Source organism: Novosphingobium sp. BL-A-28-Hi1-0D, assembly GCF_055521755.1.
In genome coordinates this window covers 2,536,768-2,554,876 of record NZ_CM145502.1, presented here as the reverse complement: position 1 = coordinate 2,554,876, position 18,109 = coordinate 2,536,768, and the positions used below count along the sequence as shown (strand labels likewise).

Sequence of the window (18,109 nt, the reverse complement as noted above, 5' to 3'; positions counted from 1 at the left end):
CGCCTTTGGCTCAATAAGTCTCGCTCCCCTCCCTTGAGGGAGGGGTTGGGGGTGGGTGCTCAACGTTCGCGGTGCCATACGACAGAATATCCAAGCTCAAGGATTCTCCCGTGCCCCACAACGTCGCCCTCGTCGGCTATGGTTACGCCGGAAAGACCTTCCATGCCCCGCTGATCATGGCCGAACCCGGCTTGCGCCTTGCCGCCGTCGTCTCCAGCGATCCGGCCAAAGTTCATGCCGACCTGCCCGGAATGCGCGTCGAGACAGACATCGCCACCGTGCTTGCCGACCCGGCAATAGACCTCGTCGTCATCGCCACGCCGAACGACAGCCACGCCCCCCTTGCCCACGCCGCCATCGCGGCTGGCAAGGCGGTGGTCGTGGACAAGCCCCTCGCTCTCACCCTCGAAGATGCCCGCAGCATCGCGGCGCACGCCGCCGGGAAAGGCACTCTGCTCAGCGTGTTCCACAACCGGCGCTGGGACGGTGATTTTCTCACGATCCAGAGCGCCTTGCAGCAAGGCCTGATCGGCAAGGTTGCCCACTTCGAAAGCCATTTTGACCGCTTCCGCCCGCAAGTGCGCGATCGCTGGCGCGAGAACCCCGGCCCCGGCAGCGGCGTCTGGGCCGATCTCGGGCCGCACCTCGTCGATCAGGCGCTCTGCCTGTTCGGCCTGCCAAGGCGCGTGCTAGCCAGCCTCGGTGCCTTGCGCGAAGGGGCGCGAACCGACGACTGGTCGCATGTCGTGCTCGAATATCCTCGCCTGCGCTGCGTCCTCCACGCCGGAATGCTGGTGGCAGGTGGCTACCCCCGCTTCGTCGTCCACGGCAGTTCCGGCAGCCTGGTAAAGCACGGCCTCGACCCGCAGGAGGCGCAACTGCTCGATGGTCTGCGCCCCGGCGCGCCGGATTGGGGCCGCGAACCGTCTCCCCTCACCCGCTACGATGCCGAGGGGCAAACCCATCCACTCGCCATGCATCCGGGTGCCTACCCGGCTTATTACGCCGGGATTGCGGCCGCCCTTGACGGAGCACCGTTGGCCGTACCCCCGGAGCAGGCGCTCGCGGTAATGGCCGTGGTCGAAGCCGCCGCCGAGTCCGCGCGCACCGGCACAGCCCGATCAGTCCCGCCATTCCGGTTGTAAATCGCCTGTCCTACAACCCCGGTTCCAAGGCAGGCTCAGCGCCGCTCCTTGAACCGTCAATCGCTCGTATGGAAGCAGCGCCCTGTTGCTTGCCCTCCCCCAACCCCTCCCGCGTGCGGGAGGGGAGAAAAAGCGCGACCTCAAGCCCTCCCGCATGCGGGAGGGCCGCGAGACTTGGCGAGCCGAAGGCGAGAGCGGGGTGGGCCCTCGCGCAGCACCCGAAAATCATCCCGAAAAGGCTCCCGAAGTTTTCTCTCTGGACAGTGTAAACAGCGTAAACCCCTGTTCACATATGCGAACAGGCTATCGCCCGCGCAGCACCGTCTCCACCGCATCGCAGATCTGCTGGACCGAGAAGGGCTTGGCGAGGAAGTGCATGTTGGGAATGTCGATCTCGCGCCGCAACTGCTCCTCGGCATAGCCTGACATGAACAGGAACGGCAGTTCGGGGCGCAGGCTGCGGATTTCGCGGGCCATGGCCGGGCCGTCCATCGTCGGCATGACCACGTCGGACACGACCAGATCGAAGCTGCCCTTGCCGATGGCTTCAAGCCCTTCCTCGCCGTCAGCCGCGGTCGTCACCTCATAACCCTGCCGCACCAGCGCGCGTTCGGCGACGGCCCGGACGGTGTCCTCATCCTCCACCAGCAGGATGCGCCCGCCGCCCGACCATTCGCGCTTCGGCTCGGCCGTAGTGCGCACCGCAGGCGCTGCTTCGGCGGCATCGGGAACGTGGACGGGCAGGTAGATGCTGAAGCGGGTGAACTTGCCGACCTCGCTCTCGGCAAAGATGAACCCGCCCGATTGCTTGACGATGCCATAGACCGTCGAGAGGCCAAGGCCGGTGCCCTTGCCCTTTTCCTTGGTGGTGAAGAACGGCTCGAAGATCTTGCCGATCTGCCCAGGCTTGATGCCGTGCCCGTTGTCCTCGACCACCAGCGCGGTGTAGTCGCCAACCGGCAGGATCTCGCTCTTCATCGCGCGCACATCGGCAGCGGTCACGCGCCGGGTCATCAGCTTGACCACGCCGCCGCCCTTGGCCCCCGCCGCAGCCAGCTTGTCGTTGATCGCATCGCGTGCGTTGACCGCGAGGTTTAGCAAGACCTGTTCGAGCTGGGTCGGGTCGGCGCGGACGAAGCCGAGGTCACGGTCGTGCGTGACTTCGAGGGTGATCTTCTCGCCGATAAGGCGCTTGAGCAGCGCGGAGACTTCGGCCACGACATCGGGCAACTGGAGCACTTGCGGGCGCAGCGTCTGCTGGCGCGAGAAGGCGAGCAGTTGCCGTGTCAGCGATGCCGCACGGTTCGAGTTGGCCTTGACCTGCTGGATGTCGTCATAATCGCTGTCGCCCGGCGTGTGCCGCATCAGCATGAGGTCGCAGTAGCCGATGATCGCGGTCAGCACGTTGTTGAAATCGTGCGCGACGCCGCCTGCCAGCTGGCCCACCGCCTGCATCTTGGTCGCCTGAGCAATCTCGCGCTTGAGCCGGGTCTCTTCGGACGAGTCCTTGAGGCTGAGCAGCACCGCCCCCTCGCCAAGCCCGCGCACCCCGGCGAGGCTCAGCGAGACGGGCTCGTCAGGCGCAGCACGCAGGCGCACGGCCACATCGCCCGCCGTTGCTTGGCCCTGCGCGTAACGGCGCACCGCATCGAGCAGCGCACCCTTGTCTTCCTTGATCACGAGGTCCGACGGATACGGCGGCGGAATGCGGTCCTCGTGCCCCGCCGCGCGCAGGAACGCGGCGTTGGCAAAGAGGAAGCGGCCATCGCGGTCGGTCATGGCAAGGCCGAGCGGCAGACGCGCCAGCAACGCTTCGATCTGCGGGAGCCCCGCGCTCACCTCGCCGACGCCGCCCTGGCTGTCGATCAGCAGGAACAGCGAGGCGGTGCGCGCCGGGTCGATATTCGCGATGCCATCGGGATCGGCGACCGGCAGGTGGACCAGCTTGACCGGTGTGCCCTTGCGCCCCTCGCGGGCATAGAAGATCCGGTCGCTCTCGTCGCTGGCGAGGTAGGAGACGAAGTCCGCGCCGGTCAGATCCTGCGTGGCCGAGCCGGTGGCGCGCTGGGCGAAGGCAGTGTTTGCGGCGAGGATCGCACCATCGGGCGCGACGACGGCGGACTGCAGCCCCTCACGCGCCAGGGCACGGCCAAGCTTGCCGCCAATGTGTCCGGCCATGTCTGCCACGAGATCGTGTGTGATGACGGGCAGGAACCGCCAGACGAGAAAGTCCTCGCCCCGCCCTGCCCGCGACAGTTCAGCACGCCACGTGCCTTGCGAGGACGCCAGCCCTTCCGCCGAGGCGGTGCCATCGCGCCAGGCGGCACGGGTGGCGGCTTCGAGCAGTTCGGTCGAGGCGCGCTCCAGCGGCAGGCGCGGCGGCGCGGCGGCAGGGCCGAACCATTCGCCCATCAGCGCGTTGGCGCAGACCAGGCGCCCGGCACGGTCGGTAATCGCGATGCCAACATCACTGCGCTCGATCGCGGCGTTGGTGACCGACCAATCGGAAATGGCAAATTCGGCTTCCGTCGCAACTTGCGGAGACCGGAACGCAAGACGCAGCGCCGCGCCGATCACGCCGACGCCACCGACGAAGCCTGCAACCAGCAGGGGCTGGCCCGAGACCGCCCACAACACGCCAGCGCTCGCCAGCACGGCAGCGCCAAGCATCAGCCAGTCGCGCAGCGGCGCGGGCGCGTCAGGTACCGTCGCCGCCTCGCTGTCGGAACTGGGCATCAGTCAGGGAAATCCCGCGCGGCGGCGCGGAGTTTGCGGACCTTGCGCTTGTGCGCGGTCCACCAGCGCCAGCCGAGTGCGGAGATGACATAGCCAATGCCTGCCGCCACCACCGAAATCAGGAACAGCCCGATGATCAACGACGGCGCAGCATCGGTTCCGAGCCAGGCGAGCCAGTCGGAAATGCTCGCCCCCTTGGCGACAAGCGCGTGGACGGTCGAAAAATCGGCGTGGTAGCCAAAGCTGTTGCCCACCGCGATGGCGCCGGGGAGGAACACGAACAGCGTGGTCGGCGGGATCGAGATGAAGGTCATCAGCACGGCAAGCGGGATGTTGCCCCGGCACGGCACGCACATCAAGGCCGCGCCGACGATCTGCACGCCGGGGATCAGCGCGAAGATGCCGATGAACAGGCCAGCGGCCACGCCACGCGGCACCGAACGGCGGGTGAAGCGCCAGAGTTCATGGCGCGCGGCGAGCGGACGGGCGAAGCGGTTCTGCTCCATCTGCTCTCGCGTTGGCATGTTGGCCCGCGCCCAGTTGACGATCCTGTCGAACATCGCCTGCTTGTTCTACCCGTTTCCCGTCCGCCCCGCCACGGGACATCACATCGCAACTAGACCGGAATTCCTTGCCGGTCGGTGAAGTGGATCACCGCTGAGGTGACTTAGCCGTGATCCTTCATGATCCGGGCCTTGTCCCGCTTCCAGTCGCGGTCCTTGATGGTGGCGCGCTTGTCGGCAACGTTCTTGCCCTTGGCGAGCGCGAGTTCGACCTTGGCGCGGCCACGGCTGTTGAAATAGATCGACAGCGGCACCAGCGTCATGCCCTTGCGCTCCACCGCGCCTGTAAACTTGGCGATCTGCCGCTCTTTCAGCAGCAGCTTGCGCGGGCGCTTGGGGACGTGGTTGAAGCGGTTGCCATGGCTGAATTCTGGCACGTTGGAATTGACCAGCCAGACCTCGCCGTTCTTCACCTCGGCATAGCTTTCGGCGATCGAGCCTTCGCCAAAGCGCAAGGATTTCACCTCGGTGCCGGTGAGGCAGATGCCCGCCTCGTACTTCTCCTCAATGAAGTACTCGAACCGCGCCTTGCGATTCTCGGCGACGACTTTGGTCTTGTCGAATTCAGGATGTACGGGACGTGCCATGGTCCCGCCCATGTAGGCGCTGCCCCGACAAAGCGGAAGGGGAACTTCGCACTTTGTCGGGGCAGCTGAGCTTTCAGATCAGGCCAGCGTGCTCCAGCGCGGCGTCAACCTTGGCGCGGGCCTCGGGGCTGGCGGGGACGAGCGGCAGGCGCAGCTCGTCGGTCAGGCCTTCGAACACGCGGCTGAGCGCGTACTTCACCGGCGCGGGCGAGGCATCGGAGAACATGGCGTAGTGCAGCGGATAGAGCTTGTCGTTGAGCTCGCGCGCCAGTTCGAGGTCGTTGGCGGCACAGGCGGCCTGGAATTCTGCGCAGAGCTTGGGCGCGACGTTGGCCGTCACCGAGATGCACCCCACCGCGCCTGCGGCATTGGCGGGGAGCGCCAGTTCATCATCGCCCGAAAGTTGGCAGAAGTGCTTGCCGATGCCCATCCGGTGGTCGGTGACGCGGGAAAGGTCGCCGCTGGCGTCCTTGATTGCGATGATCTTGTCCGGATATCGCTTGGCGAGTTCGCAAACCGTCTCGGGCAGGATGTCGGTGACGGTGCGGCCGGGCACGTTGTAGAGCACGATCGGCAGGTCGTTGTGCTCGGCAAGGTAGCTGAAGTGGGCGATGATGCCCGCCTGGCTTGGCCGGTTGTAGTAGGGCGCGACGCAGAGTGCAGCCGAAGCGCCGCACTTCTTCGAGAAGTTCATGTGCAGCAGCGCGTTCATCGTGTCGTTGCTGCCGCAGCCTGCGATCACCGGCACGCGGCCCGCAGCCTGTTCGACGCAGACTTCGATCACGCGATGGTGCTCGGCATTGGACAGGGTCGATGCCTCACCGGTAGTGCCGCAGGGCACCAGCGCGGACGAGCCGTTCTCGATCTGCCAGTCGACCAGGCGGCGGAAAGTTCTCTCGTCAAACGCTCCATCGCGAAAAGGAGTCACAAGGGCCGGAATCGAGCCGGAAAACATGGACAATATCCCTCAATTTATCCCATAGTCGTGTTCGGCTTACGACGAGCCGAACCCGGCGGGGGTCTGTTCAGCGCCTGATAAGGAGCCGCTCCATAGTATGTCCGGCATGGACGTGAAAGCCTTGATGTTGCGATGGGGTCTGGCCGGGGTGCTGTTGCAGACGGTTGCCGCGTCGAGCGCGGTTCACGCAAGCGGTGCCGATGGCGCGGACGGGTCCGACTGGGACCGGGCGCGGGCCAATCTGGTGGCCGGTCAAGGCGGGCCGATGATGGCGGCGGTGGAGCGGTGGAAGCTGCTCTCCAGTTCCAACCGCTTCGGCTTTTCCGATTATTCAAGCTTCGTCCTGTCCTATCCGGGCTTTCCGGACGAGGAGAAGCTGCGTCGCTATGCCGAGCTTTCGCTGGAGCGGGACTTTGCCGATCCTTCGCGCCTCGTGGCCTATTTCAGCCAGAAGCCGCCGCTGACCAACCTTGGCCGCGCGCAATATGCGCTGGCTTTGACGCAACTCGCCCGACCCGAAGCGCGCGAGGCGGCGCGGGCGGCATGGCGCGGCGGGGCGATGACCGATGCTGCCGAAACCGCGCTGTTCTCGGCCTGGGGCACGAGCTTTACGGCTGAAGATCACGATGCGCGGATGGACGCGCTGCTGTGGGCAGGTGCGGCGGATCAGGCGGCGCGGCAGATCGTGTGGGTGAGCCCTGCCCGCAAGGCGATTGACGGGGCGCGGCTGGCGGCGATGCAGGGGGGCGATCCCTATGCGCTGTTGGCAGGCGTGCCCGCGCAGCAGTTCAACGCCGATCCGGGCTTCATCTTCCAGCGCGTGCGGCAGTTGCGCAAGAGCGGACAGGGTGCGGCGGCGCGCGATCTGCTGGCGAACCGGCCCCTGCTGGCGCGGCAACCGCTCGATCAGGCCAAGTGGGTCGAGGAACTGCTGGTCAATGCGCGGGGTGCGGCAACATCGGGTGACGCGCGCACGGCCATGCGGATTGCCGCCGGAATTGACGATGCCTTTGCCCCCGGCGAGGACATCAGCGCCCGCGCCTATGACTTGCGTGACGATTACACCTCGCTGATGTGGCTGGGCGGAACCCAGGGGTACTTCAACACCGGCGACTATGCGGGCGCGGCACCGCTGTTCTGGCGCTATGGCGCGGCTGCGCGGACGCCGGGGACGCGCTCGAAGGGGTTCTACTGGGCTGGCAAGGCCGCGGCGCGAGCCGGTCAGCAGGCCGAGGCGCGGCGCTATTTCGAGATGGCGGCGCAGTATGGCGACCAGTTCTATGGGCTGCTGGCATTGGAGCGGCTGGGTCGTCCGGTGCCACAGTTTGCGACGGAGTCTTCGGTCCAGCCCTCACCCGATGAGCGCAGCCGCTTCTACAGTCAGCCGCTGACGCTCGCCGTGCGCGAGGTTGCCCGCAACGGCGACTGGAAGACGACCGTGCGCTTCTTCAAGGAAGTGGCCGAGCAGCAGCAGACCGAGGCGCAGCACATGATGGTGGCCAACCTTGCGCGCGAGCTGGGGCGGCGCGATCTGGGCGTGATCGTAGGGCAGGCAGCGGCCGCACGCGGCTACCTCGATTTCCAGCACATCGCCTTCCCGCTGATCCCGGTGCCGCCGGGTTATGAGGCCAAGTGGACCAGCATTCACGCGATCAGCCGTCAGGAAAGCCAGTTCGCGCAGAACGCCGTCAGCCATGCCGGCGCGCGGGGCCTGATGCAGCTCATGCCGGGGACGGCCAACGAGCAGGCGGGCAAGCTCGGCCTGTCTTACAACGCCTCGGCTCTGACGCAGGATGCGGGGTATAATCTGCAGCTCGGCTCAGGCTATTTCCAGCGGATGCTCGATTATTACGGCGGTTCGTGGCCACTGGCGGTTGCAGCCTATAACGCGGGGCCGGGCAACGTGAACAAGTTCCTGCGCGCCAACGGCGACCCGCGCAAGGGCGAGATCGACTGGATCGAATGGATCGAACGCATCCCGCTCTCGGAAACCCGCAACTACGTCCAGCGCGTGCTGGAAAACGCGGTGGTCTATGAGGCGATGAACCCGCAATATGCCAGCTATCGGGGGAGCAATCCGATGAGCTACTTTATTGGCAAGCGGGAGCCGGGGTGAGTGGGTTCACCTGCACAGCTTTGACGTGGGCTGCCTGACATATACCAGCCGTGTGCCATCCGAAGCATATATCTCAAAGCGTCCGGAATACTCGCGAGGATGCCTAATTCGGTTTCGATTTTTTCCTTCTTCAGGAAGAAGCGACCAGAAGTAACCGATCCCCCTTGCCTGTTCGAAGTGGTACTTCCCGTCTGCTTGGAGTTTGGGCTGCAGGGCTGGCCTGACGCTTAGCTGATAACTCGTTTTTGATTGTTGCGGCTCGTAGCTCAATCTTTGCGCATCAGGCTCCGCGATGCGGATTGTCGACAATCCGATTTCGAGTGGCGGAGCCCCGGGTGCGGCATAGCAGCCAACGACCATGCTGGGTTGAATCTCTTCTCTTTGCGCAAACAACGCGATGAACACCATGGGCACAACCACCGCCCCCATGGTCAATGCGAAGAAGGTGATGCGAACGCGGAGGGGAACGCCAGAGAGGATACTTGATGCCATTGCTAAAATCATACAGCGGCTTGATGGCGTAACAACCGCAGACGTCGCTGAAATGGCATCAGCGAACGGCCTGTTCCTTGGGACTTGCAAGGAAAAGCGGGATCCCGGGTCGAGCCCGGGATGACGGGGTTGGTGTTAAGATAGCAGTTATTCATCCTCCCTGTTTTTGCGGAGCACAAATGGGGAGGTGTCAGCGGCGTAGCCGGTGACGGAGGGGTTCTTCGTTTCTGCCCCCTCCACCAGCCGCTGCGCGAGCGGTCCCCCTCCGCATTTGTCCTGCGGAAAAATGGGGTGGATTTGTTGTTTCGACCAACATCATCGCCCACAAGCGCCTCATGAAGCCTGACGGTCACCCCATTACTCCCGCCGGATTTGCCGCCTTGCGCGCGCGGTACGATCATCTGCTCGGCACCGAACGGCCCGCCATTGTCGAGATCGTCAGCTGGGCTGCGGGCAACGGCGACCGGAGCGAGAACGGCGATTATCTCTATGGGCGCAAGCGGATGCGGGAGATTGATCGGGAGCTGGCGTTTCTGGCGCGGCGGATGAAGGCGGCGCGGGTTGTCGATCCCCGGGCGCAGGAGGACCGGACGCGCGTGCTGTTCGGCGCGACGGTGGAGATTGCCGACGAGGACGACAACCGCCGCGTGCTGACGCTGGTGGGGGATGACGAGCAGGATGCCTCGAACAACCTGATCGGCTGGAGCGCGCCGATTGCCAAGGCCCTGCGCGGGGCGCGAGTAGGCGATTTGCGCGTGGTGCGGCTGCCTTCGGGGGAGAAGGAGTGGGAAATCATGAGCATTTCCTATCCCGACGCCGCAGGCTAAAGCCCTGCCCATGAAACGCGGTCGCTTCTATATCATGCGCCATGGCGAGACGGTCTATAACGCGACGCGTCGCCTGCAGGCGAACCACATCCATACGCCGCTGACCCGGCAGGGCTTCGAGCAGGCCGTCGCGATGGGCTGTGCGCTGCGGCGCGAACTGGGCGAGCGGCCGCAGGTGACGCTGCATATATCGGATACCGGGCGGGCTTTGCAGACGGCGGCGCTGATTGCCGAGGAGCTGGGGCTCGACTGGTTTTCAGGGCGGCGGACGCTGGATCTCAAAGAGATCGACATGGGATCGTGGTGCGGGCGGTCCTACAGCGACGTGGAGGACGAAGTCGGACCGATCGTGGTGGAAGACCACCTGCTGCGCCCTGCACCCGATGGTGAGGACTACCCGATGATTGCGGCGCGGCTGAACCGCTGGCTTGATGGGCTGGAGGATGACAGCGGCGATCACATCGTGGTGATGCACGGCATTTCGAGCCGGGTGCTGCGCGGCATCATGGCGGGCTATCCGGTGCATCCCGTGCATGGCGCACCGATTGCGCCCTCGCTGGTGCAAGGCTCGATCGCGCTCGTGGAGGATGGCGCGGAGAGCGTGCTGTTCGGATCGGAACGCGGGATCGAACACGCCTGATGGGCGAGGTCGTGAACCTTCGTGCCGTGCGCAAGGCCAAGGGGCGCGATGCGCGGGCGGCGGAGGCGCAGGCCAACCGGGCGAAGTTCGGGCGGACCAAGGGTGAGAAGTTGCGCGAGGTGCAGGAGGCCGAGCGGGCGGCGAAGGTGCTTGAGGGCGCCAGACGGGAGGAGCCGTGAGGAAGCTGCTGCTCCTGGCGGTTCTCGCCCTATCTGGCACCGCAATCGCGCGCGACAGCCTGGGCGTGTTCGGCGCCTGGGGCGCGTTCCGCGATCCGGGCGTGCCACGCTGCTATGCGATTGCCATGGCCGAGAAGGTGGCGGGGCGCGAGCAGGCGTTCCAACCTTACTTTACCGTGGGGTACTGGCCAAAGCGCGGCATTCGTGGCGCGGTGCATGTGCGGCTGGCGCGGCGGCTGGCGGCGGGATCGAAAGTGATCGTCTCATTCCCGGAAGCCAACTTTGCGCTGCAGACGGGGCAGGCCGATGCCTGGCCGGTTGACCAGACCGCCAACGCCGGGATCGTCGCGCAGATGCGCAGTGCCGGGAGCATGGTGGTGATTGCCAAGGGTGCGGATGGGCGCTCGTTCCGGGATCGCTATGTGCTTGAGGGTGCGGCTTCGGCGATGGATGCGGCAGCGTTGGGGTGTGGGCGGTAGGGTTTCGTATCGTCGTAACAGGCCCTCCCCCGGCCCCTTCCGCCTGCGGGAGGGGAGGAAGCGAAAAGGGCGAGCCTTGCGGCCCGCCCTTCCCGTTTTGCTTCTGGCGTGACGATTAGAAGCGCACGCCGACGCCTGCCGTCACCGAGTGACGGTCGGTGTCGATGTTGAAGCGGCTCGAGTCCGGCGTGTCGCCGTTGAAGTCGAATTCGCCCTTGCTGTAGTTGGCGTACTTGTATTCGAGCTTCACGAACGCGTTGCTGCCGACCTTCTGTTCGACGCCTGCGCCGACGCGATAGCCATCGGTGTCGAGACGCTGGCGAAGATTGACGGTGCCGTTGGTGCCCTGAAGGTTGTAGCGGGCGTTGCTGTAGCCGCCCTTGACGTAGACCATCGTGCTCGGGCTCATCGCGTAGCCGAGACGGGCGCCCACGTAGTACTGGCGACCGGCTTCAACGCGGCCGAGGTTGAACACGTTGGGCTGGTCGTTGTTGTTGTCCCACTTGGCGCTGCTGTCGGTGATTTCGGCTTCGGCACCGGCGACAAGGTTGGTGCCCAGCGGGATGTCATAACCGATCGCACCACCATATTCGACGCCGTCGATCGACTGCTTCAGGTCGCGGGTGCCATCGACATCTTCGGTGCTGCCCGAGCGGTTGTGGTCGTAACCGACAAGAGCTTCGGCATGGAAACCGCTGAACGCCTCGGCGGGGGTGGCGTCCTGCGCGAACGCAGGAACTGCGGCGAGCGCGGTGCCGGCGGCGAGGATTGCGCAGATCTTTTTCATGTCAGACTCCATTCGAAACATAGGCTGCCGGTTCTCGTTATCGTTGCGACCCGACAGTGGTTCTCCGAATGCGTGGGGAAGCGATCCGGTTTCATGAACGTGAGACAACAAGAAACCGTGATATTTGAGCCACATCTCTTGCGACGATATGGTAGCTGGAACCGATGAGCCGGGGGAACAGGATGGTCTGTGCGACGTTCGCGCGAGCTGGTTCGCAGCCTGTTTGCTTGTGCGGGCGGCTCGCACTATATGCGCGCGATGCAGTCCTCAGCCGATCCCAGCCCTTCCCTGCCCGCCAACATGCCGATTGCAGGCCACTTCGATCCCGTGCCTGTGCCGCGCGAGGTGACCGCGCGCGAGGATGGCCGGGTCGACCTGATCGGGTTGACCAAGAAGCAGATTGCCGGACTGTTCGAAGCTGCAGGGCTGGACGCCAAGGCGGCCAAGCTACGCGCCAAGCAGGTGTTTCACTGGCTCTACCATCGCGGCGTGACCGATTTCGAGGCGATGACAGACATCGCCAAGACCATGCGGCCGTGGCTGGCCGCCCGCTTCGTGATCGGGCGGCCGGATATTGTCGAGGCGCAGGTTTCGACCGATGGCACGCGCAAGTGGCTGTTGCGTACGGCCGACAACCATGACTTCGAGATGGTGTTCATTCCCGACGCGGACCGGGGCACGCTGTGCGTTTCAAGTCAGGTGGGCTGCACGCTCAACTGCCGGTTCTGTCACACCGGCACGATGCGCCTGGTGCGCAACCTGACGCCGGGCGAGATCGTCGGGCAAGTGATGCTGGCGCGCGATGCGCTGGGCGAGTGGCCCAAGGCAGGCGGCACGATGGCGGGCCTCGATTTCGATGACGACGACGAGGATGCCGCCAGTGCCTATACCCCGGATGGCCGTCTGCTCACCAATATCGTGATGATGGGCATGGGCGAGCCGCTCTACAATTTCGATAATGTGCGCGATGCGCTCAAACTGGTGATGGATGGTGATGGCCTTGCCCTGTCGAAGCGCCGCATCACGCTTTCGACCAGCGGCGTGGTGCCGATGATGGCGCGCGCGGGCGAGGAGATCGGCGTGAACCTTGCCGTCTCGCTCCACGCGGTGACCAAGGACGTGCGCGACGAGATCGTACCGATCAACCGCAAGTACGGCATCGAGGAACTGCTGCAGGCCTGTGCCGACTACCCCGGCGCTTCGAATGCACGGCGGATCACGTTCGAGTACGTGATGCTCAAGGACAAGAACGACAGCGACGAGGACGCGCGCGAGCTGGTGCGGCTGATCAAGCAGTACAAACTTCCGGCCAAGGTCAACCTGATCCCGTTCAACCCGTGGGACGGCGCGCCTTACGAATGTTCCAGCCCCGAGCGGATCAAGAGCTTTGCCAAGATCGTGTTCGACGCAGGCATCAGTGCTCCGGTGCGCACCCCGCGCGGGCGCGACATCGATGCGGCTTGTGGACAGCTGAAGACGGCTGCGGAAAAGAAGAGCCGCGCAGAACTCGACCGGCTGGCGGAAGAAAAGCAGGCTGCGCTGGGCTAACCAGCCTCAGCCGACCTTGCGCTGGACGACCGCTTCGGGCTCTGACGTCACGGGTGGCTTTCCGGCGACAGCGGCAATGCGGCCGCCTTCGTCAAGGCGCAGCGGCATCGAGAACTCGACGCCCATGCGATCATCGCTCGACCAGCGGCAGGTGGCGGTCACGGCGTGATTGTCGGCCAGCAGCACGCGGAAGATCGTGCCGGGGGGCACGTTCCACAGCCCTTCGATCAGCGCGCCGGTCTGGCTGATGTTGCGGACCATGGCGTTGTAGCGATGGCCTCCGTGATCCAGCACGACCTTGCGCAGCATCGACTGGCGCGCTGCGCGGGAAGAGCGAGGGCCCTGCGCGATGGCCATGAGACCGGTGGACAGGCGCGCGGCGGCATTCATGGCCGATAGCGGACGCTCGTAGATGTAACCCTGCACATGGCTGCAGCCGAGCATGCGGACGAGATCGAGCTCGTCGAGCGTTTCGACGCCTTCTGCCGTGGTTTCCATGCCGAGCGCTTCGGCAAGGCTGACGATCGAGGCGATGATCGCGCCGTTGCGGCTGCCGGGCTGGGTCGCACCGCGCACGAAGGACTGGTCGATCTTGATCTTGTCGAAGGGCGCCGAGCGCAAGTAGCCGAGCGAGGAATAGCCGGTGCCGAAATCGTCGAGGGCAAGGCGGACGCCGATGGCCTTGAGCGACTTGAACATCTGGTCGGTGCCCTCATCATCGTTGAGGAACACGCTTTCGGTAATTTCCAGTTCAAGGCGCTCGGCAGCAACCTGGGAACTTGCCAGCGCATTGGTGACGACGATGGGCAGCGAGGGGTTGGCGAACTGCAATGGCGAGACGTTGACCGCGACACGCACGTTCTCAGGCCAGCGCGAGAGGTCCTGGCAGGCGGTGCGCAAGGCCCACTCCCCGATGGGGGCAATGAGGCCGGTGTCTTCTGCGATGGGGATGAACCGGGTCGGGCTGATCCAGCCATGCTGGGGGTGGTTCCAGCGCAGCAGCGCCTCGAAACCGGTGATCTTCTCGGTCGCTGTCTGGACGACCGGCTGGTAATAGAGCTCGAGGCCGCCGTTGGAGACCGCGTCGCGCAGGTCTTCTTCCATCTGGCGGCGCTCTTCGGCGTCGCTGTGAAGGTCGGCTGCGTAGAAGTGATAGCGACCGCGCCCGCCATCCTTGGCGGCATAGAGCGCAAGGTCGGCGTTGCGGATCAGGGCTTCGCTGGTCACGCCGTCGTCGGGCGCGAGTGCAATGCCGACCGATGCGCCGATCATCACGCGGCTGCCCTCGATCGAATAGGGCTGGGACAGGCTCTCGATGATGCGGTGTGCAAGGTGACCGAGCTGCTCGCGCTCGATCTTGCCGGGCAGGATCACCTGGAATTCGTCACCGCCCAAGCGGCCGACGCGGCCCATCTTGCCGACGACGCGCTCGAGCCTCTGGGCAACCTGCTTGAGCAGGGCATCGCCTGCCGGATGACCAAGCGTATCGTTGACCTGCTTGAAGCGGTCGAGATCGAGCAGGAAGACCGAGCAGGCGCGATGGTGGACCTGCGGGGCGAGGAGGATTTTCTCCAGCGTCTGCGACATGCGGAAGCGGTTGGACAGGCCGGTCAGCGAATCGTAGTGCGCAAGGCGCGAGGCGTGCTCCTGCGAGCGGCGCTTTTCTGTGAGATCGGTGCCCGAGCCGCGGAAGCCGGTGAAGTTGTTGAAGGTATCGTACGTCGGCCTGCCAGTGATCGACCACCAGCGCTCTTCATCCGAGGTGGCCGCGCGGACGGCCAGTTCGCTGAAGCTGGAGCGTGCCGAGAGGTGGAAAGCCAGCGTGCGCTCGCCCTCGCCCGATTGCTCGGTCAGGTTGAACAGTTCAGAGAACGGGCGACCGATTAGGTCCGGCACCTTGCGTCCGAGAATTTCGGCAACGGGCGTGGAGAGGTAGGTCAACTGTCCGCGCCGGTCGGTTTCCCAGAACCAGCCCTGTCCGGTTTCCTCGTAGTCGGCGAGGATTTCCTGCGCACGGGTCTGCGCGCGCTGGTCGCTCTCCACCTTCTCGCGCAGGAGCAGGTCGATCTTGCGCTGGCGCAGATAGGCGACGATGGCGATGGCCACGCCGATCGCAAGCGAGAAGTAGCCTCCGAACGTGCTGGCAACGCAGGTTATTCCCGACCAGATCGATACCTGCGAGGCCAGGACGCCAAGCAGGCGTCCGGACTGAACAACGGTTGCGAGAAGCGAAACCGTAGCGACCGCGACAAGGCAGTAGAACCAGCCGACCTGCCCCGAACTGCCCCAGACTCCCATGGCCGAGCCAAACAGGAACATCGGCAGCGCGACGGCGAGCCCCATTGCAATCATGCGCTGGCCGGTCTCCATTTGCCGGGTTTCTTCCCGGCGCACGGCCAGACGCGAAAGATGGGCAGCAATCGCAGCCATAACGGCGAGAAGTGCGGCAAGGACCTGCGGGATGACGAGGTTGTAGGCTGCAATCGCGATCGGGATCAGCAGCATGGGAATTGCCATTTGCGGCCATTCCGGCGCGACCAGCCGATTCGTCGGGTCGCTGCCGAACAGGAAGCTGGCCCCGGCTTCGCGGCTCGCCGGAACGGGCACGCGCTCGCGCCGCCGTGTGCGGGCGAAATCGCGTTTGGCTCCTTCCTGCTTCGTTTCGGCGGCAACTTCTGCGGACATATCCGCTTTCTGCACCGTCGGGCTTTGAGAAAGCGTTAAGCTCACACCATTGAGGTGCTTTTGCTGCGACTGCGAAGGTGCTAGGCCGCAGTTGGAACGTGGGGGTTCAGTGTCGGATACAGTTGATATGGCAATGATCGGCGTCGCCGGACGCAGGCTGCACCTCGCGCGGTGGCATGAGGGCAGGCGAAGTGCACATCGCCCTTTGCTGATGCTCAATGGCATCGGCATGAATCTCGAGTTGCTGGAACCCCTTGCCCGCGCGCTGCCCGAGCGCGAGGTGATCTGCTTCGACATGCCCGGCATAGGCACCTCGCCCGATCCGATCCTGCCTTACACCATCCCGAGCATGGCGCTGACCACCGCAGCGCTGCTGGACCGGCTGGGCATCGACGAGGTCGACATTCTCGGGATCAGCTGGGGCGGCGCGCTGGCCCAGCAATTCGCGTTCCAGCATCGAGCCCGCACCGGCCGCATCGTGCTGGCCGCTACTGCATCAGGTGGTGCCACCATGGTGCCGGGCAACGCTTCGATGCTGGCCCACCTTGCCGACCCGCGCGAATACACGGTCGAGAGGACGCTGCGGCGCAACCTCGCCTCGATCTACAATGGCGGCGGCAGCGGCAAGGTCTCGCTCAATGCTGCCAAGGCACCGTCACCGCTCGGGTTTTCCTACCAGATGATGGCCTTTGCCGGCTGGTCGAGCGTGCCGTTCCTGCCGCTGCTCAACATGCCGGTGATGGTCATGGCCGACGAAGAGGACCAGTTGGTCCCGCCTTCCAACGCGCATTTCCTGCACAACGCCATTCCGCACAGCCGGATCGAGATGTTCCACGGCGGCGGGCACCTGTTCATGCTTTCGCAGCGGGACCGCTTCATCGACAAGCTGCGCGACTTCCTCGACGAGGATATCCACCACGGCTGACACGCCCCAGCCTCTCCCCGCTTTCCTTTTGCCGGTCAGGCGATAGCATCGCGCAAAGACTCGAAAAGGCTGAGGAGAGGCCATGCGGCATATCGCGATCGTCGGTTCAGGACCGGCCGGGTACTACACCGCAGAGGCCGCGCAGAAGCAGTGGGGCGACGATGTCCTGATCGACATCTTCGACATGCTGCCGGTGCCTTACGGGCTGATCCGCTTCGGCGTCGCCCCCGATCACCAGTCGATCAAGGGCGTGACGCGCAGATACGAGCAGACCGCGCTGGCAGACAACGTGCGTTTCGTCGGCAACGTGAAAGTCGGTAGCGATGTTTCGATTGCCGAACTACAAGACCTGTATGATGCGGTTGTGCTGGCGACAGGCGCGCCCCGGGATCGCGATATCGGGGTACCCGGCGATCACCTGAAGAATGTCTTCGGCAGTGCGGCCTTCGTCGGCTGGTACAATGGCCACCCGGAGTTTGCGGCGCTCGATCCCGATCTTTCCGGGCATACCGCCGTGGTCATCGGCATGGGCAACGTCGCGCTCGACGTCACCCGCATTCTTGCCAAGACCCGCGAGGAGTTTGCCGGAAGCGACATTGTCGCCCACGCTCTGGAAGGGCTGATGGCGTCGAAGATTCGGCGGATTGTCATTCTCGGTAGGCGCGGGCCGCACCAAATCATGATGACGCCCAAGGAGCTGGGCGAACTCGGGCACCTTTCGCGCACCGCCCCGTGGGTCGATCCGCGCGATCTGCCCGAGGAAGCGGAAGATGCGCTGCTGGAGCCGGGTATCCGCAAGTCGGTCACGCACTTGCGCTCCTTTGCCGCGATACCGGAGAGCCATCGCGCCGATCTGCCGCTTGAAGTCGAGTTCGATTTCTTCGGTGCGCCGCGCGGGTTGCTCGGTGAAGGCAAGGTGCGGGCAATTGCGGTGGAGCGCACGCGTATCGAAGCGGGGCGCGCGGTCGGCACGGGCGAGTTCTACGAAATCCCGGCCAATCTGGTGGTTTCTTGCATAGGCTACCAGACCTCGCCGATCGAGGGCGTACCATTCGACGACCGGGCGGGACGCTTTGCCAATGACGAGGGGCGCATCCTGCCAGGGCTCTATTGCGTCGGCTGGGCACGGCGCGGACCTTCGGGGACGATCGGGACCAACCGACCGGACGGGTTCGGCGTGGTCGAGATGATCGCCGAGGACTTACCCTACGGGAGCCGCAAGGCCGGACGCGCTGGCTTCGACTTGCTGGCCGCAGCGCGAAAGCTGGACATCGTGAGCTTCGACGACTGGAAGAAGATCGAGGAAGCCGAGGAGCAGCGGGCTCGCGATGATTCTCCGCGCGAGAAATTCGTCGATGTCGAGGAAATGATCCGGGCCAGCGGGCACGATTGACGGTTTGGCTACCGGCGATTGACCCCGAGGCAAAGCTCTGACTTAATCG

General features: G+C 64.8%; 16 protein-coding genes. 9 read left to right on the top strand and 7 right to left on the bottom strand.

The features are described 5' to 3' along the window. The first annotated feature begins 110 nt into the window (after positions 1–110). Positions 111–1,145: an oxidoreductase gene (locus tag ACZ1JW_RS12595; protein WP_465140772.1), complete on the top strand. Its 1,035-nt coding sequence runs from the start codon at positions 111–113 to the stop codon at positions 1,143–1,145. A gap of 303 nt (positions 1,146–1,448) precedes the next feature. On the opposite strand, the gene ACZ1JW_RS12590 is transcribed toward ACZ1JW_RS12595, so the two are convergent. From ACZ1JW_RS12590 to dapA, 4 genes are all read right to left on the bottom strand, one after another. Beyond that, positions 1,449–3,881: a hybrid sensor histidine kinase/response regulator gene (locus ACZ1JW_RS12590; RefSeq protein WP_465140771.1), complete on the bottom strand. Its 2,433-nt coding sequence runs from the start codon at positions 3,879–3,881 to the stop codon at positions 1,449–1,451. Next, on the bottom strand, positions 3,881–4,441 hold the full coding sequence (locus tag ACZ1JW_RS12585) for a DUF2062 domain-containing protein (protein WP_465123221.1): 561 nt from the start codon (positions 4,439–4,441) through the stop codon (positions 3,881–3,883). The genes ACZ1JW_RS12590 and ACZ1JW_RS12585 overlap by 1 nt, the downstream gene beginning before the upstream one ends. A gap of 107 nt (positions 4,442–4,548) precedes the next feature. Beyond that, on the bottom strand, positions 4,549–5,031 hold the full coding sequence (smpB, locus tag ACZ1JW_RS12580) for an SsrA-binding protein SmpB (RefSeq protein WP_144907656.1): 483 nt from the start codon (positions 5,029–5,031) through the stop codon (positions 4,549–4,551). Positions 5,032–5,104: 73 nt separating this feature from the next. Further along, positions 5,105–5,986, bottom strand: coding sequence for a 4-hydroxy-tetrahydrodipicolinate synthase (dapA, locus tag ACZ1JW_RS12575; protein WP_465140770.1), 882 nt, complete (start codon positions 5,984–5,986; stop codon positions 5,105–5,107). Between the two features lie 100 nt (positions 5,987–6,086). Between dapA and ACZ1JW_RS12570 the strand changes: the two genes are divergently transcribed. After that, the gene (locus ACZ1JW_RS12570; protein WP_465140769.1) at positions 6,087–8,105 is read left to right on the top strand and encodes a lytic transglycosylase domain-containing protein; all 2,019 of its coding nucleotides are present in this window, start codon (positions 6,087–6,089) and stop codon (positions 8,103–8,105) included. Between the two features lie 6 nt (positions 8,106–8,111). On the opposite strand, the gene ACZ1JW_RS12565 is transcribed toward ACZ1JW_RS12570, so the two are convergent. Further along, positions 8,112–8,597 carry a hypothetical protein gene (locus ACZ1JW_RS12565; protein ID WP_465140768.1) on the bottom strand — a complete coding sequence of 162 codons (486 nt, stop codon included), beginning with the start codon at positions 8,595–8,597 and terminating at the stop codon, positions 8,112–8,114. Between the two features lie 335 nt (positions 8,598–8,932). On the opposite strand from ACZ1JW_RS12565, the gene greB reads away from it, so the two are divergent. From greB to ACZ1JW_RS12545, 4 genes are read left to right on the top strand one after another with little or no spacing between them, the layout of a single operon-like run. Further along, positions 8,933–9,424: a transcription elongation factor GreB gene (gene greB, locus ACZ1JW_RS12560; protein ID WP_465123225.1), complete on the top strand. Its 492-nt coding sequence runs from the start codon at positions 8,933–8,935 to the stop codon at positions 9,422–9,424. A gap of 10 nt (positions 9,425–9,434) precedes the next feature. Then, positions 9,435–10,064, top strand: a complete 630-nt coding sequence (locus ACZ1JW_RS12555; RefSeq protein WP_465123226.1) for a phosphoglycerate mutase family protein — start codon at positions 9,435–9,437, stop codon at positions 10,062–10,064. Continuing rightward, positions 10,064–10,243, top strand: a complete 180-nt coding sequence (locus ACZ1JW_RS12550) for a DUF4169 family protein (RefSeq protein ID WP_465140767.1) — start codon at positions 10,064–10,066, stop codon at positions 10,241–10,243. Before ACZ1JW_RS12555 ends, ACZ1JW_RS12550 begins: the two co-directional genes overlap by 1 nt. Continuing rightward, complete coding sequence (locus tag ACZ1JW_RS12545) at positions 10,240–10,722, top strand: hypothetical protein (protein ID WP_465123228.1); 483 nt, start codon at positions 10,240–10,242, stop codon at positions 10,720–10,722. The genes ACZ1JW_RS12550 and ACZ1JW_RS12545 overlap by 4 nt, the downstream gene beginning before the upstream one ends. Positions 10,723–10,837: 115 nt before the next feature. On the opposite strand, the gene ACZ1JW_RS12540 is transcribed toward ACZ1JW_RS12545, so the two are convergent. Further along, on the bottom strand, positions 10,838–11,509 hold the full coding sequence (locus ACZ1JW_RS12540; RefSeq protein WP_465140766.1) for an outer membrane protein: 672 nt from the start codon (positions 11,507–11,509) through the stop codon (positions 10,838–10,840). Between the two features lie 258 nt (positions 11,510–11,767). On the opposite strand from ACZ1JW_RS12540, the gene rlmN reads away from it, so the two are divergent. After that, complete coding sequence (gene rlmN / locus ACZ1JW_RS12535) at positions 11,768–13,057, top strand: 23S rRNA (adenine(2503)-C(2))-methyltransferase RlmN (protein ID WP_465140765.1); 1,290 nt, start codon at positions 11,768–11,770, stop codon at positions 13,055–13,057. A gap of 6 nt (positions 13,058–13,063) precedes the next feature. Here rlmN and ACZ1JW_RS12530 read toward each other — a convergent pair whose 3' ends face one another. Beyond that, positions 13,064–15,742 carry an EAL domain-containing protein gene (locus ACZ1JW_RS12530; RefSeq protein ID WP_465140764.1) on the bottom strand — a complete coding sequence of 893 codons (2,679 nt, stop codon included), beginning with the start codon at positions 15,740–15,742 and terminating at the stop codon, positions 13,064–13,066. A 127-nt stretch (positions 15,743–15,869) separates the two neighbouring features. On the opposite strand from ACZ1JW_RS12530, the gene ACZ1JW_RS12525 reads away from it, so the two are divergent. Both ACZ1JW_RS12525 and ACZ1JW_RS12520 read left to right on the top strand, forming a co-directional pair. Further along, entirely contained in the window at positions 15,870–16,667 is a 798-nt protein-coding gene (locus tag ACZ1JW_RS12525) for an alpha/beta fold hydrolase (RefSeq protein WP_465140763.1), read from the top strand. Positions 16,668–16,749: 82 nt separating this feature from the next. Next, entirely contained in the window at positions 16,750–18,060 is a 1,311-nt protein-coding gene (locus tag ACZ1JW_RS12520) for an FAD-dependent oxidoreductase (protein ID WP_465123232.1), read from the top strand. Positions 18,061–18,109 lie beyond the last annotated feature (49 nt).

What these genes read in the sequence shown, in the direction of transcription:
- greB (WP_465123225.1), top strand. Translation starts at nt 8,933, where the DNA reads ATGAAGCCTGACGGTCACCCCATTACTCCCGCCGGATTTGCCGCCTTG.
- rlmN (WP_465140765.1), top strand. Translation starts at nt 11,768, where the DNA reads ATGCAGTCCTCAGCCGATCCCAGCCCTTCCCTGCCCGCCAACATGCCG.
- ACZ1JW_RS12585 (WP_465123221.1), bottom strand. Translation starts at nt 4,441, where the DNA reads ATGTTCGACAGGATCGTCAACTGGGCGCGGGCCAACATGCCAACGCGA.
- ACZ1JW_RS12520 (WP_465123232.1), top strand. Translation starts at nt 16,750, where the DNA reads ATGCGGCATATCGCGATCGTCGGTTCAGGACCGGCCGGGTACTACACC.
- ACZ1JW_RS12570 (WP_465140769.1), top strand. Translation starts at nt 6,087, where the DNA reads ATGTCCGGCATGGACGTGAAAGCCTTGATGTTGCGATGGGGTCTGGCC.
- ACZ1JW_RS12540 (WP_465140766.1), bottom strand. Translation starts at nt 11,509, where the DNA reads ATGAAAAAGATCTGCGCAATCCTCGCCGCCGGCACCGCGCTCGCCGCA.
- ACZ1JW_RS12565 (WP_465140768.1), bottom strand. Translation starts at nt 8,597, where the DNA reads ATGGCATCAAGTATCCTCTCTGGCGTTCCCCTCCGCGTTCGCATCACC.
- ACZ1JW_RS12525 (WP_465140763.1), top strand. Translation starts at nt 15,870, where the DNA reads ATGGCAATGATCGGCGTCGCCGGACGCAGGCTGCACCTCGCGCGGTGG.
- ACZ1JW_RS12550 (WP_465140767.1), top strand. Translation starts at nt 10,064, where the DNA reads ATGGGCGAGGTCGTGAACCTTCGTGCCGTGCGCAAGGCCAAGGGGCGC.
- smpB (WP_144907656.1), bottom strand. Translation starts at nt 5,031, where the DNA reads ATGGCACGTCCCGTACATCCTGAATTCGACAAGACCAAAGTCGTCGCC.
- ACZ1JW_RS12530 (WP_465140764.1), bottom strand. Translation starts at nt 15,742, where the DNA reads ATGTCCGCAGAAGTTGCCGCCGAAACGAAGCAGGAAGGAGCCAAACGC.
- dapA (WP_465140770.1), bottom strand. Translation starts at nt 5,986, where the DNA reads ATGTTTTCCGGCTCGATTCCGGCCCTTGTGACTCCTTTTCGCGATGGA.
- ACZ1JW_RS12555 (WP_465123226.1), top strand. Translation starts at nt 9,435, where the DNA reads ATGAAACGCGGTCGCTTCTATATCATGCGCCATGGCGAGACGGTCTAT.
- ACZ1JW_RS12590 (WP_465140771.1), bottom strand. Translation starts at nt 3,881, where the DNA reads ATGCCCAGTTCCGACAGCGAGGCGGCGACGGTACCTGACGCGCCCGCG.